The following is a 13,999-nucleotide window of genomic DNA, read 5'->3' as shown; positions in this document are numbered from 1 at the left end:
GACCATGCACGCAGACATCGAACACCTTTTGGCCCAGCCCTTTGGTTCGCTGCCCGAACTGATAGAGCGCCAGGCCGCGCACCGCCCCGGCCACACCGCCCTGGTCCTGGAGGATCAGCGCCTGGACTACGCCGCGCTGTGCGCCGGCATGCACCGCGTGGCCCGCAGCCTGCAGCGCGACGGCCTGAAGCCCGGCGACGTGGTGGCCATCTGCGCCGGCACCTCGGTGGAGTATGTGCTGGCCTACCTGGGCGCGCTGCGCGCCGGCGTGGCCGTGGCGCCGCTGGCCCCTTCGGCCACGGCCGCGCACCTGAGCGCCATGCTGGACAACTGCGGCGCGCACCTGGTGCTGCGCGACCGCGAGGTAGCCACGCAATGGCCCCTGCACGCCGGCACCGCGCTGCGTTGCGTGGCCCTGGACGATGCGAACGAAGCGGGCGAGCCCTGGTCGCAATGGCTGGCCGCCGGCGATGCAGCGCCCGCGCCCATCGCGCCCGCTCCCGACTGGCCGTTCAACGTGATCTATTCCTCGGGCACCACGGGCGTGCCCAAGGGCATCGTGCAGTCCTGGGCCATGCGCTGGGCCCATGTGCGCCGCGCCGTCGTCAATGGCTACGGGCCCGATGCCGTCTCGCTGTGCGCCACACCGCTGTATTCCAACACCACGCTGGTGGCGGCCCTGCCCACGCTGGCCCTGGGCGGCACGCTGGTGCTGATGCGCAAGTTCGATGCCGCGCGCTACCTGGCGCTGGCCCAGCAGCACGGCGCCACCCACACCATGCTGGTGCCCGTGCAGTACCAGCGGCTGATGGCCTGCCCGGCCTTCGACGGCACGGACCTGAGCCGACTGCAGCACAAGTTCTGCACCAGCGCGCCCTTCAGCGCCGTGCTCAAGGCCGAGGTGCTGCGGCGCTGGCCGGGTCGGCTCATCGAGTACTACGGCATGACCGAGGGCGGCGTGCGCTGCGAGCTGCATTGCCATGACCACCCGACCAAGCTGCACACCGTGGGCCGCCCCGGCGAGGGCGCCGACATCCGCTTCATCGACGAGCAGGGGCGCGAGCTGCCCGCCGGCGAGCAGGGCGAGATCGTGGGCCGCTCGGCCGGGATGATGAGCGGCTACTACCGCCTGGAGGGCAAGACGCGCGAGGCCGAGTGGTTCGATGCCGAGGGCCGGCGCTACATCCGCAGCGGCGACGTGGGCCGGCTGGACGCGGACGGTTTCATCGTGCTGGGCGACCGCAAGAAGGACATGATCATCACGGGCGGCTTCAACGTCTACCCCAGCGACATCGAGGGCGTGCTGTGCCAGCACCCTGAGGTGGCCGAGTGCGCCGTGGTGGGCGTTCCTTCCGAGCAATGGGGCGAAACCCCTGTGGCCTACGTGGTGGCGCGCCCCGGCATGCAGCCCGCCGTCGAAGAATTACGCGAATGGCTCAACGCCCGCGTGGGCAAGACCCAGCGCGTGGCCGACCTGCGGCTGGCCGAGCGCCTGCCGCGCAGCGAGATCGGCAAGGTGCTCAAACGTGAGTTGCGCGAGCAGTACCTGCAGGCCACCCCGGTCGCCGACTGATTTTTCCCCACCCCGACCAGGAGACCGCCATGTCATTGCCCCACTCCTCGCGGCTGCGCCGCGCCTTGCTTGCCAGCCTGGCCCTGGGCGCCAGCGCCCTGCTGGCCCCCGCTGTCCATGCGGCGGACGCCTGGCCCGCCAAGCCGATCCAGCTCGTGATCCCCTACCCACCCGGTGGCAGCGCCGACCTGCTGGGCCGGCCGCTGGCCGTGCAGCTGCAGCAGCAGCTGGGGCAGACGGTGGTACTGGAATACAAGCCGGGCGCCGGCGGCACGCTGGCCTCGCAGTATGTGGCGCGCGCCAAGCCCGACGGCTACACGGTGCTCATGGTGCTGGCCGCGCATGCCATCAACGACAGCCTCTACCCGAAACTGCCCTACGACACGCGCAAGGACTTCGCGCCCGTGTCTCTGGTCGCCAACCTGCCCATGGTCGTGGCGGCCAGTGGCAAGCTGCCCGCCAGGAACATCCAGGAGCTTATCCAGGCCGCCAAGGCCGCGCCGGGCAAGCTCACCTTCGGCTCGGCCGGCAACGGCAACACCGGGCACCTCGCGGCCGAATACTTCAGCAGCATCGCCGGGGTCAAGATGACGCACGTGCCGTACAAGGGCAGCGCCGGCGTGGTCAACGCCATGCTGGCCGGCGACATCGACCTCACCTTCGACAGCATCTCCACCTCCATGCCGCACATCCGCGGCGGCCGCATGCACGCGCTGGCCGTCACCAGCCAGCAGCGCTCGGCGCTGGCGCCCGAGGTGGCGACGGTGCAGGAGCAGGGCATTGCCGGCTTCGACGTGACGGGTTGGTACGCGCTGATCGCGCCGGCCGGCACACCGCCCGAGATCACCCAGCGCCTGAGCCGCGAAATCGCCACCGCCCTGCGCCAGCCCCCGCTGCAGGCGCAACTGGCCGCCGGCGGCTACGAGCCCGTGGGCTCCACGCCCGAGGCGCTGCAGGCGCACATCGAGCGCGAGATCACGCGCTGGGCCGCCGTGGTCAAGTCCACGGGCGCCAAGGTGGATTGACCCCCTGAGCCGCTACGCGGCTGCCCGCGCCTGGGCCGTGCCGTGCGGGCCCGCCATGAACCACTGACAATCCACGCCATGCAACACCAGTCCACTGCTCACGACAACATTCCCGCCAGCCCCTTCGCCGGCGAAGCCACCGACATGTTCTTCGGCCTGCCCATGGCCATGGCACGCGCCATGGCGCTGCGCGGCGAGCGCATCGGCAACGACATGGCCCAGGTGCGCATGGGCTTCCAGCCGGACCAGGCCAATAGCCGCGGCGAGGTGCATGGCGGCTCTATCGCCACGCTGCTGGACTGCACCCTGGCCGCTTCCGCGCGTGCACACGACCCTGCCACGTATGGCGTGGCCACGATTGACCTGACGCTGCACTATGTTGCTGCGGGCAGCGGGGATTTGATCGCCACCGCGCGCTGCGAGCGGCGCGGGCGTTCCATCAGCTTTGCGCGCGGCGAGGTGCGCGCCGAGGATGGCACCCTGGTGGCGCTGGCCACCGGCAGCTTCAAGCTGGTACCCCGCCAGTCCAAGCCTGCCGGGGCGTAGGCGATGCGGGCGGTGGCGCTGGTCAGGTAGGCTGCACGCCTGCGGCCTGTAGCAGACGGCCCCAGATCGGACCCTCTTGTGCCCACGCCTGGGCAAACTTTGCGGGCGTGTCGTCGTCCACGGGAATAAAGCCAGCGGCGATGATGCGCGCCATGCCTTCGCGGCTGGCCACGGCGCTGTTGGCGGCTTCGGCCCACTGGCGCGCCACGTCTGCCGGCAGGCCCTTGGGCGCAGCGATGGCCAGCCAGCCGACGATGGACAGTGCGTCTTGCTTGAAGCCAGCTTCCGCAAAGGTGGGCGTATCGGGCAGCAGCGGTACGCGACGCGGGCCGGTCACTGCCAGGGCGCGCAGCTTGCCGCTGTCGATATGCGCCTTGAGCGACAGCAGGCTGCCCATGCCGATCTTGACCTGCCCGCCCAGCAGATCCGCAACCATGGGCGCCTCGCCCCGGTACGCGACATGCGCCATGTCGGCGCCCGCCACCTCGCTGAGCGTGGAGCAGGCCAGTTGGCCGTGCGAGCCAATGCCGTAGGAGCCGTAAGACAGCTTGCCCTTGTGGGCCTTGATCCAGGCCATGAATTCCTGCATGTTCTGCGCGGGCACGTCGGCCGTCACCACCAGCGCAATGGGTGCCAGGCAAACCCGCACCAGCGGGGTCATGTCGGTCAACGGGTCGAACGGCATCTTCTTGAAGATGTACCGGTTGGACAGCATGGTGGAGGTGGTGCCCAGCAGCGCCGTCAAGCCGTCGGGTGCCGACTTGGCCACGGCTTCGCCGGCGATCACGCCGCCCCCGCCGGGCTTGTTGTCCACCACCACGGACTGGCCGAAGCGCTGCGCCATGCGCTCGCCCAGCACGCGCGTGATGACGTCGGTGGCGCCGCCTGCGGCAAAGGGCACCACCACCCGCACCGGGCGTGTGGCAAAGCTGGTTGGTATCTGCGCCAGCACGGCCAGCGGGCCTGAGGCTGCAGCGCCTGCCGCCAGGGCCAGCAGCTGGCGCCGGTTGCAGTGCAAAGGGTGGGTGCCATGTGTCATTGCCTTGTCTCCTGGTTTTATGGGGGTGGTGAGGGCAGCGGCGTGGCGCCGTCAGTCCATGGAAATCTTGGCGGCCTCGGCCACGGCCTTCCAGTGGGCGGCGTCCTTCTCCACCACGGGTTTGAACTCGTCAGGCTGCGAGCCCACGGCAATCAACCCCATGTCGGTCAGGCGCTTGTGCAGCTCGGGCGACTTGACGATGGCCGCCACCTCGGCACCCAGCTTGTCCACGATGGCCTTGGGGGTGGCAGCAGGCACGAACATGCCGAACCAGCCGTTGGCCTCCAGGCCGGGGTAGCCGGACTCGGTCATGGTAGGCACCTGTGGCAGCGCGGGGTGGCGCTGGGAGCCGGTAACGGCCAGGATGTTGACCTTGTCCGACTTGATGTGCGGATAGGCCGCCGTGGCATCGACGAAGGCCAGCGTCAGCTGCCCGCCCAGCAGTGCCGCGACTTCCGGCCCCGAACCCTGGTAAGGGATGTGGGCGATGTCGATGCCGGCCTTCTGCTTGAAGCGCTCGCCGTTCATGTGCGACGAGGTGGCGTTGCCGTAGCTGCCGTAGTTCAGCGTGCCGGGCGCGGCCTTGGCCTTGTCCACGAACTGCTGCAGCGTGGTCACGCCCGTGCTGCGCGGCACCATCAGCAGGTCGGCCGACTTGGCAATCTGCGACACCGGCGCCAGGTCACCGAGCTTGTAGGGCACCTTCTTGTACAGCGCCGGGATCTGCACCACGGCGGTGATCCCCATCAGCACGGTGTAGCCGTCGCCAGGCGCCTTGGCCACGATGTCGTTGCCCAGCATGCCGCTTGCGCCGGGCTTGTTCTCCACCACCACGGGCTGACCCCAGCGCTGAGAAAGCTGCACGCCGATCAGGCGGGCAATGGTGTCGGTACCGCCGCCGGCCGGGTAAGGCACGATGACGCGAATGGGTTTGCTCGGGTACGGGTCCTGCGCCTGTACACCGCCAGCGCCGCAGGCGGCGGCCAACGCGATCAGGGGCAGCCATTGGGTCAGGGTCTTGCGCCGGGTGAATGCCATGGTGTTGTCTCCTTGGGTGGGTGTGGTTCCGTGATGTGTTGCCGACGGCCCGTCAAAACTGGCGCGACCCGTCGGCGGGACGCCGAGCAAGGGCCGCCCCGCAGCGAGGGCGGTCCCCCTGGGGGGATGGCGCGAAGCGGCTCAGGGGGTCAAAGTGTTCTGGCGATGATTTCTTTCATGATCTCGTCGCTGCCGCCGTAGATGCGGCCGATGCGCGCGTCGGTCCAGGCGCGGCCCACTTGGTATTCGGTCATGTAGCCATAGCCGCCGTGCAGCTGCAGGAACTCGTCGAGCAGGCGGTTCTGCAGCGCCGTGGCGTTGAGCTTGACCATGGCGGCGCGCTCGGGGGTCAGCTTGCGCTCCATGTGCAGCTTCATGCATTCGTCCACGAAGGTGCGCAGCATGGTGGCCTGCGCCTTGGCCTCGGCCAGCTTGAAGCGCGTGTTCTGGAACTCGAACACGGTCTGGCCGAAGGCCTTGCGCTCGCGCGTGTAATCGATGGTCTTCTGCAGGAAGGACTCGATGCTGCTGGCCGCGCGCACCGCCACCACCAGGCGCTCCTGGGCCAGCTCCTGCATCAGGTACCTGAAGCCCATGTTTTCCTCGCCCAGCAGGTTGCCCACGGGCACCTTGACGTTGTCGAAGAACAGCTCGGAGGTGTCCTGCCCCATCAGGCCGATTTTTTCGAGCTTGCGGCCTTTGCTGAAGCCCGGCGTGCCTTCTTCCACCACGATCAGCGACACGCCCTTGGCACCCAGATCGGGCGCGGTCTTGCAGACCACGATGACGATTTCGGAATTGATACCGTTGGTGATGAAAGTCTTGGCGCCGTTGATGATGTAGTGGTCGCCTTCGCGCTTGGCCGTGGTGCGCACGGACTTCAGGTCGCTGCCCGCGCCGGGCTCGGTCATGGCGATGGCGCCGATCATTTCACCGGCGGCCATTTTGGGCAGCCAGCGGTCGTGCTGCTCCTGGTTGCCGTAGGCGTAGATGTAGGGCGAGACGATGTCCGAGTGCAGCGGAAAGCCCAGCGCCGTGGCGTTGGTGCGGCCCACTTCCTCGATCAGCACGGCGGCGTGGCCAAAGTCGCCGCCGCTGCCGTAGGGCTCGGGCAGCATGGTGTTGAGCAGCCCTTCACGGCCGGCCTTGCGCCACACTTCCTTGGGCACGATGCCGTTGCGTTCCCATTCGGCCAGGTGCGGCACGATTTCCTTGTCAAAGAAGTGGCGCACGGCGTCACGGAACTGTTCATGGTCTTCACGGAAAACGGTGCGCTGGATCAGGTCTTGCATGGTCGGGGTCTCAGGATAAAAGTTCAAAACAGGCCCCAGCGCTTTCTGAATAATCGCTGGCAGCCATGGTTTCAGGAGTCGCGCAGGGCAAAGCCCGCCTGCGGCTCGCCGCGAAAGCGCTCCTTGAGCTTGCGGCGCAGCAGCTTGCCGGTCTCCAGGCGCGGCAGCGCATCGACAAACACCACGCGCTGGGGCAGCTTCATGCGCGCCAGCACCTCGGCGGCCTGCTCGGCGATGGCGCGGGCCGTGGCCAGCGAGCCCTCGGCGCCCGGGCGCAGCACCACGGCTGCCAGCGGCACCTCGCCAAAGTCGGGGTGGGGCACACCCACCACGGCCACCTCCTGCACACCACAGTGGCGCGCCAGCGCGTTCTCAATCTCCTGCGGGTAGAGGTTGACGCCGCCCGAGAGGATCAGGTCCGCCCGGCGGTCGCTCAGGTAAAGGTAGCCCTCGGCATCCACATGGCCGATGTCGCCATAGGTGATCCAGCCGCGCTCGTTGATGGCCTGGCGGGTCTTCTCGGGGTCGTTGAGGTAGCTGAACTGCCCGCCACCCGAGAAATACACCTGGCCGATCTCGCCTGCGGGCAGCTCCCGGCCGTCGTCATCCACGATGTGCAGCTGCCCCGTGGTGGGCCGACCCACCGAGCCGGGGCGCTGGCGCCACTCGTTTGAATTGATCATGGTGGTGCCGCAGCCCTCGGAACCCGCGTAGTACTCCATCAGGATGTCGCCCCACCAGTCGAGCATGGCGCGCTTCACATCCACCGGACAGGGCGCGGCCGCGTGGATGGCCACGCGGTGGCTGGACAGGTCGTAGCGCCGGCGCACCTCTTCGGGCAGCTTGAGCATGCGGCCGAACATGGTGGGAACCCACTGGCTGTGGGTGACGCGGTAGCGCTCGATCAGCGCCAGCGCGGTCTCGGCGTCAAAACGCTCCATGACCACGGCCTGCCCGCCGAGTTCGAGCACGCGCAGTGTGTAGCGCAGCGGCGCGGCGTGGTACAGCGGCGCGGGCGACAGATAGACGGTGTGCTCGTCCATGCCCATGATGCGGGCGGTTCCCAGCGCCTCGGGGTCGGCCTGGCCGCGCAGCGCGGCGGGCCACAGGGGCTTGAGCACGCCCTTGGGCCGGCCCGTGGTGCCCGAGGAATACAGCAGGTCGCGGCCCAGCGGGCGGTCGGCAAAGTCTGCCGGCGGGCCTTGCAGGGCCTGCAGCGCGGCCGGCAGCGAAGGCGCCTGCGGCGTGGCTTCGTCCACCGTCCAGCAAGGCAGAGGATGGATGGCCTGCAGTTCAGCGAGCTGGGGCAGGGTCTTGTGCGATACCACCACCAGCCGCGCGCCGCAGTCCTGCACGATGTAGGCCACCTCGGCTGGCGTCAGGTGGGTGCTGAGCACGGCGGCATACAGGCCCGCCTGCCGGGCCGCCAGGGCCAAGGCCAGGATTTCGACACGGTTTTCCAGCACCACCGCGAAACGCTCGCCTGCCTGCAGCCCCTGGGCATGGAGCCACTGCGCCATCTGCAAGGCGCTGCGGGCCACCTCGCCAGCGGTGTAGCGCGCACCGGTTTCGGCCATGACCAGTACCACCCGCTCGGGAGCCGTCGCCGCGCGGCTGAAAAAGCCCCCACGCTCCACCGCTGCGCGGGTCGCAGCCCCCCGAGGGGGCTCCTTTTTGCCTTGGGGCTGCCCGGCGGCAGAAAAATCCTGCATGTCTGTCACCTGTTGTTCCTTGGCAGGCCGCCGCGGCGGAGAGGTCCACCAAAAAGCGAAATGCCTGTCTCACAAAAATGATTTGTGGACGAATTTTTTCAGGACGCATGGGCAATCCATACCGGGTAAACACGGTCTTCAGCACAAACTAACTCGTACAAAATCATTTTTAATGGATCATCAGTCTCATAAACACATGGAGTGAGCATGAAAAATCCCGTCATCGTCGATGCCATTCGCAGCCCCATGGCCCGGGCCAAGCCCGATGGCGCACTGGCCCAGCTGCATCCCGTGGACCTGCTCTCCCAGGTGCTGGAGCAGCTGGTTGCCCGCAACAAGATCGACCCCGGCCAGGTGGACGACGTGATCTGCGGCTGCGTCAGCCAGGCGGGCGAACAGGCCGGCACGCCCGGGCGCCTGGCCTGGCTGGCCGCCGGCCTGCCTGCGCATGTGCCCTCGACCACCATCGACCGCAAGTGCGGCTCCAGCCAGCAGGCCGTGCACTTTGCGGCGCAGGCCATCATGGCCGGCACGCAGGACATCGTGATCGCCTGCGGCGTGGAGTCGATGAGCCGCGTGCCCATGGGCAGCTCGCGCATGGGGCAGAACACCACCGGCCCGCGCTTCGATGCACGCTTCGCACCCGGCCTGGTGGGCCAGGGCGTGTCGGCCGACCTGGTGGCCGCGAAGTGGGGCCTCAGCCGCACCGAGCTGGACGCCTACGCCGCACGCTCGCACCAGCGCGCCCATGCCGCGCAGTCGGGCGGTGGCTTTGCCCGCGAGATCGTGGGCATCGACACGCCTGCCGGCCGCGCCACGGCCGACGAAACCATCCGCCCCGGCACCACGGTGGAAAAGCTGGCCGGTCTCAAGGCCGTGTTCCAGAGCGAGGAGCTGTCGGCGCGCTTCCCGCAGATCCAGTGGGCCACCACGGCCGGCAACGCCTCGCAGATGACCGACGGCGCCAGCGCCATGCTCATCATGAGCGAGGAGCGCGCGCTGCAGCTGGGCCTCACCCCGCGTGCGCGCTTCGTGGCGTTTGACGTGGTGGGCGACGACCCGCTGTACATGCTCACCGCCCCCATCCCCGCAACGCAGCGCGTGCTGGCCAAGGCCGGCATGAAGCTCGACGACATCCAGCACTACGAGATCAACGAGGCCTTTGCCTCGGTGCCCATGGCCTGGCAAAAAGAGCTGAAGGCCGACGGCGAGCGCCTGAACCCGCGCGGCGGCGCCATTGCCCTGGGCCACCCGCTGGGCGCCTCGGGCATCCGCCTCATGACCACCATGCTGCACACCCTGGAAGACAGCGGCCAGCGCTACGGCCTGCAGTCCATGTGCGAAGCCGGCGGCATGGCCAACGCCACGATTATTGAACGCCTTTAACTATCAATTCAGTAGCTGCTAGCGCTTTATGCGTAAGTGCCAAAGTCCAAAAGGGAAAGAAATATGAAACTGATACAAGGAATGACCGCCCTCGTCACCGGCGGCGTCTCGGGCCTGGGTGAAGCCTCGGCCGTCGCACTGCTGGAGCGCGGCCTGAACGTGGTGGCCGTGGACCTGAACGACGAGCGCGGCGCTGCAATGGAACAAAAGTACGCCGGCCGCCTGCGCTACGTGAAGGCCGACGTATCCGACGCCGACCAGATGGCCCAGGCCGTCGCCGCGGCCGAGGCGTTCGGCAACTTCCGCGCGCTGGTGCATTGCGCCGGCATCGGCGGGCCGGTGCGCCTGATCGAGAAGGACGGCAGCCCCGGCTCGCTGGAAAAATACACCAACATCATCCGCGTGAACCAGATCGGCAGCTTCAACACGCTGCGCCTGGCGGCCGTCGCCATGGCCAAGAACGAGCCGATCGACGGCGAACGCGGCGTGTGCGTGCTCACCGCCTCGGTGGCGGGCTACGAGGGACAGATCGGCCAGATTCCCTACGCATCGTCCAAGGCCGGCGTGATCGGCATGACCATCGTGGCCGCGCGCGACCTGGCCTCCAAGTTCATCCGCGTGTGCACCATCGCCCCCGGCCTGTTCGACACGCCCATCCTGGCCAAGCTGCCCGAGAACGTGCGCCAGTCGCTGGGCGCATCGGTGCCCAACCCTGCACGCCTGGGCCACCCCAGCGAGTACGCGATGACCGCGCTGCACATCCTGGAGAACCCCATGCTGAACGGCGAGACGATTCGCCTGGATGGGGCCATTCGGATGCAGCCCAGGTGACATCCCCCTGAGGCGCTGCGGGGCGGCCCTTGCTCGGCTGCCCTGGCCGGGGTGGCGCCAGTTTCATAGGTCGCGAGCTCTGCAACGCGGCGAACCACTGAAAGGAATTTGTGATGGCATCCACGGTACTGGTTGAAGTGCGCGGCAACGTGCTGGTCATGACGCTGAGCAACCCCGAGGCGCGCAACGCCGCCACGCTGGAGATGGCCGAGGCCATGGCGGCGGCGCTGGACGAGCTGGACCGCAACCCCGCGCTCCAGGTGGGCGTCATCACCGGCGCGGGCGGCACGTTCTGCGCGGGCATGGACCTGAAGGGTTTCCTGCAGGGCAAGCGCCCCAGCCTGCCGGACCGGGGGTTCCTGGGCCTCACGCAACAGCCGCCGCGCAAGCCGCTGATTGCCGCCGTGGAGGGCTATGCCCTGGCCGGCGGCTTTGAAACCGTGCTGGCCTGCGACCTGATCGTTGCCGCCAAGACGGCCAAGTTCGGCCTGCCCGAGGTCAAGCGCGGCCTGGCCGCCGCGGCCGGCGGGCTGTTGCGCCTGCCCAAGCGCCTGCCCTACCACGTGGCCATGGAATGCATCCTCACCGGCGACATGTTCAGCGCCGAGCGGGCCCAGGCCCACGGCCTGGTCAACCGCCTGGTCGAGCCTGGCCAGGCGCTGGACGCTGCCCTGGAACTGGCGCAGGCCGTGGCCGCCAACGGCCCGTTGGCGCTGATCGCCAGCAAGCGCGTGGCGCAGGAGTCGGCCGACTGGCCGCAGTCCGAGATGTTCGAGCGCCAGGCCGTCATCACCGCGCCGGTGTTCGCCTCGCTGGACGCGCGCGAGGGCGCCGCGGCCTTCGCCGAGAAGCGCGCGCCGGTCTGGAAGGGTGTTTGATGGGAAAAGAGGCGTTGCCGCCCGTCCATCCAGCGCAAATAGCTGGCTAATTCATAGCGAAAAAGCGGCCGCAGTGCCGCCAGGCCCCAAGGAGACAAGACCATGCCATTCCCCCATCGCCGCCACGCGCTGCGCCTGGCAGGCGCCAGCGCCCTGCTGGGCCTGGCCGCCCTGGGTGCATCCCAGCCCGCACGGGCCGACGCCACCTGGCCCACGCGCCCCATCACCTTCGTCGTACCCGGTGCGGCGGGCGGAACCACCGACACGCCCGTGCGCTTCATGGCGCAAAAGCTCAGCGAGCGGCTGGGCCAGCCCATCGTGGTGGACAACAAGCCCGGCGCGGGTGGCTCGCTGGGCAGCAGCCTCGTGGCGCGCGCTCCTGCGGACGGCTACACCGTGCTGGTGGGCAACACCGGCTCCAACGCCATCAACTACACCGCCTACCAGAAGCTCCCCTACAAGGCCGAGGATTTCATCGCGCTGACCGACATGATCTCGTTCGCCAACGTGCTGGTCGTGCCGGTGAAGTCGCCCATCAAGAGCCTGAAGGAACTCGTCGCCGCCGCCAAGCGCGAGCCGGGCAAGCTGGCGTTTTCGTCCGCGGGCGTGGGCCAGACCACGCACCTGATGGGCGAGCTGCTGCGCCAGAGCGCGGGGGTGGACGTGGTCCACATACCCTACAAGGGCTCCGCGCCCGCCACCCTGGCCATCGTGGCGGGCGAGACCCAGTTCATGTTCGACAACCTCACGGGCTCGCTGGGCCATGTCAAGGACGGCAAGCTGCGCGCCCTGGCCGTGACCGGTGCCACGCGCGAGCCCGAGCTGCCCGATGTGCCCACCATGACCGAGCTGGGCATGAAGGACTTCGACAAGGTCGGCTGGATGGGCTTCTTCCTGCCCGCCAAGACACCGCCCGCCGTCGTGAAAAAACTGACCGACAACCTGATCGCGGTGCTGCAGGACCCGGCCGTGGTGCAGCGCTACCGCGAGCTGGGCGGCCGGCCCGGCGGCATGGCGAGCGAGCCGTTCGCGCAGATGGTGGAGCGTGACCGCAAGGACTGGGGCGAGCTGATCCGCAGCCAGAAGCTGCAGCTGGACTGACAGGCTGAGCAAGACCCGATGCACATCTACCTGACCCAAGGCCTGCACCGCGCGCTGCAGCAGCACCCGCAGCGCACCGCCACCCTGTGCGGCGCGCGCCGGCAGGACTGGCGCACGCTGGTGAACCGCGTGGCGCGGCTGGCCGCCGTGCTGCGCGCCCAGGGCGTACAGCACGGCGAGCGGGTGGCCCTGCTGGCGCACAACAGCGACTATTGCGTCGAGGCCTTCCTCGCCACCTGGTGGGTGGGCGGCGTGGTCTGCCCGCTCAATACCCGCTGGAGCCGCGCCGAGATGCAGCACGCGCTGCAGGATGTGCAACCCCGGCTGCTGCTGGCCGACGCCGCCCTGCTGCCCGGCGCGCCCGCGCTGACCGAACACACCCCGGTGCTGCTGCTGGGGCCGGGTGCCGACCCGGCCCATGCCGGCATGGCCAGCACCGAGGCGCTGCTGGCCACGGCCCAGCCGATGGAGGACTGCCGCCACGGCGGCGACGCGCTGGCCATCGTGCTGTTCACCGGCGGCACCACCGGCTTTCCCAAGGGCGTGATGCTCTCGCACGCCAACCTGTGGTCGGCTACCGCGGCCCGGCTGGCGCAACTGCCCGGCACCGGTACCTCGCTGCTGGCCACGCCGCTGTTCCATGTGGCGGGCCTGGGCCGGCTGGTGGGGCAGATCGTGCAGGGCAGCACCTGCGTGATCGAAACCCAGTTCCGCCCCGCGCAGGTGCTGCGGGCGATTGCCGAACATGGCGTGAGCGAGATCATGCTGGTGCCCAGCATGCTGCAGATGCTGCTGGACGCACCGGAGTTTGACGCCACCCGCCTGCCCTCGCTGCAGCGCATCGTCCACGGGGCCGCGCCCATGCCCCAGGCGCTGCTGCTGCGTGCCATGCAGGCCTTGCCGCAGGTTGAATTTGCCACCGCCTACGGCATGACCGAAACCTCCGCCAGCGCCAGCCTGAACGGCCCGTACACCCTGGCCAACCATGGCGCGCACCTGGCGCACCTGACCTCCGTGGGCCGCGCCAGCTGGGGCAGCGAACTGCGCATCACCGGACCGGACGGGCAGGCCCTGCCCCTGGGCGACGTGGGCGAAATCTGCGTGCGCGGCCCCAGCGTGATGCAGGGCTACTGGCGCCAGCCCGAAGCCACGGTCCAGGTGCTCAAGGACGGCTGGATGCACACCGGCGACGGCGGCTGGATGGACGAGGCCGGCCACGTGCACCTGGTCGATCGCCTCAAGGACATGATCATCAGCGGCGGCGAGAACGTGTACTCGCTGGAGGTCGAATCCGCGCTGATGCGCCACCCCGCCGTGGCCCTGTGCGCCGTGGTCGGCGTGCCGGATGCGCAATGGGGCGAGGCGGTGCATGCCGCCGTGGTGCTACGGCCGCAGCAGCCCTGCACCCCCGAGGCGCTGCGCGAACATGCCCGCACGCAATTGTCGGGCTTCAAATGCCCGCGCGTGGTGCATGTGCTGGACGCGCTGCCGCTGTCGCCCACCGGCAAGATCTTGAAGAACCGCCTGCGCGAGCAGCTTGCCCGCCTTGCGCCAGACCGCAACCCCTAATTTCAAGGA

Annotated in this window: 12 protein-coding genes; 8 read left to right on the top strand and 4 right to left on the bottom strand. The window is 68.8% G+C overall.

Features of this window, described 5'->3' with window-relative positions; translation table 11 throughout:
* The first annotated feature begins 4 nt into the window (after positions 1–4).
* The 3 genes from BLW02_RS05595 (at position 5) to BLW02_RS05585 (ending at position 3,144) form a co-directional block, all read left to right on the top strand.
* Positions 5–1,573: a class I adenylate-forming enzyme family protein gene (locus BLW02_RS05595; protein ID WP_208859694.1), complete on the top strand. Its 1,569-nt coding sequence runs from the start codon at positions 5–7 to the stop codon at positions 1,571–1,573.
* A 29-nt stretch (positions 1,574–1,602) separates the two neighbouring features.
* Positions 1,603–2,598, top strand: a complete 996-nt coding sequence (locus BLW02_RS05590) for a tripartite tricarboxylate transporter substrate binding protein (RefSeq protein ID WP_092697378.1) — start codon at positions 1,603–1,605, stop codon at positions 2,596–2,598.
* Between the two features lie 78 nt (positions 2,599–2,676).
* Complete coding sequence (locus BLW02_RS05585; protein ID WP_092697377.1) at positions 2,677–3,144, top strand: PaaI family thioesterase; 468 nt, start codon at positions 2,677–2,679, stop codon at positions 3,142–3,144.
* 22 nt (positions 3,145–3,166) lie between these two features.
* On the opposite strand, the gene BLW02_RS05580 is transcribed toward BLW02_RS05585, so the two are convergent.
* From BLW02_RS05580 to BLW02_RS05565, 4 genes are all read right to left on the bottom strand, one after another.
* Positions 3,167–4,183, bottom strand: coding sequence for a Bug family tripartite tricarboxylate transporter substrate binding protein (locus BLW02_RS05580; RefSeq protein ID WP_092697376.1), 1,017 nt, complete (start codon positions 4,181–4,183; stop codon positions 3,167–3,169).
* 51 nt (positions 4,184–4,234) lie between these two features.
* Positions 4,235–5,221 carry a Bug family tripartite tricarboxylate transporter substrate binding protein gene (locus BLW02_RS05575; protein WP_026434907.1) on the bottom strand — a complete coding sequence of 329 codons (987 nt, stop codon included), beginning with the start codon at positions 5,219–5,221 and terminating at the stop codon, positions 4,235–4,237.
* A gap of 149 nt (positions 5,222–5,370) precedes the next feature.
* Positions 5,371–6,513 carry an acyl-CoA dehydrogenase family protein gene (locus BLW02_RS05570; RefSeq protein WP_026434906.1) on the bottom strand — a complete coding sequence of 381 codons (1,143 nt, stop codon included), beginning with the start codon at positions 6,511–6,513 and terminating at the stop codon, positions 5,371–5,373.
* A gap of 71 nt (positions 6,514–6,584) precedes the next feature.
* Complete coding sequence (locus BLW02_RS05565) at positions 6,585–8,225, bottom strand: AMP-binding protein (RefSeq protein ID WP_280140365.1); 1,641 nt, start codon at positions 8,223–8,225, stop codon at positions 6,585–6,587.
* A gap of 207 nt (positions 8,226–8,432) precedes the next feature.
* Here BLW02_RS05565 and BLW02_RS05560 point away from each other — a divergent pair, with 207 nt between their 5' ends.
* From BLW02_RS05560 to BLW02_RS05540, 5 genes are all read left to right on the top strand, one after another.
* Positions 8,433–9,611: a thiolase family protein gene (locus BLW02_RS05560; protein WP_092697422.1), complete on the top strand. Its 1,179-nt coding sequence runs from the start codon at positions 8,433–8,435 to the stop codon at positions 9,609–9,611.
* A gap of 63 nt (positions 9,612–9,674) precedes the next feature.
* The gene (locus BLW02_RS05555; protein WP_092697375.1) at positions 9,675–10,442 is read left to right on the top strand and encodes an SDR family NAD(P)-dependent oxidoreductase; all 768 of its coding nucleotides are present in this window, start codon (positions 9,675–9,677) and stop codon (positions 10,440–10,442) included.
* Positions 10,443–10,555: 113 nt separating this feature from the next.
* The gene (locus BLW02_RS05550; protein WP_092697374.1) at positions 10,556–11,320 is read left to right on the top strand and encodes a crotonase/enoyl-CoA hydratase family protein; all 765 of its coding nucleotides are present in this window, start codon (positions 10,556–10,558) and stop codon (positions 11,318–11,320) included.
* Positions 11,321–11,422: 102 nt separating this feature from the next.
* Positions 11,423–12,421: a Bug family tripartite tricarboxylate transporter substrate binding protein gene (locus tag BLW02_RS05545; protein WP_092697373.1), complete on the top strand. Its 999-nt coding sequence runs from the start codon at positions 11,423–11,425 to the stop codon at positions 12,419–12,421.
* An 18-nt stretch (positions 12,422–12,439) separates the two neighbouring features.
* Positions 12,440–13,990, top strand: coding sequence for a class I adenylate-forming enzyme family protein (locus BLW02_RS05540; RefSeq protein ID WP_244273621.1), 1,551 nt, complete (start codon positions 12,440–12,442; stop codon positions 13,988–13,990).
* Positions 13,991–13,999 lie beyond the last annotated feature (9 nt).

The organism is Acidovorax soli, assembly GCF_900107605.1.
Lineage (GTDB): Bacteria > Pseudomonadota > Gammaproteobacteria > Burkholderiales > Burkholderiaceae_C > Acidovorax > Acidovorax soli.
This window is presented reverse-complemented; position numbering and strand designations above follow the sequence as displayed.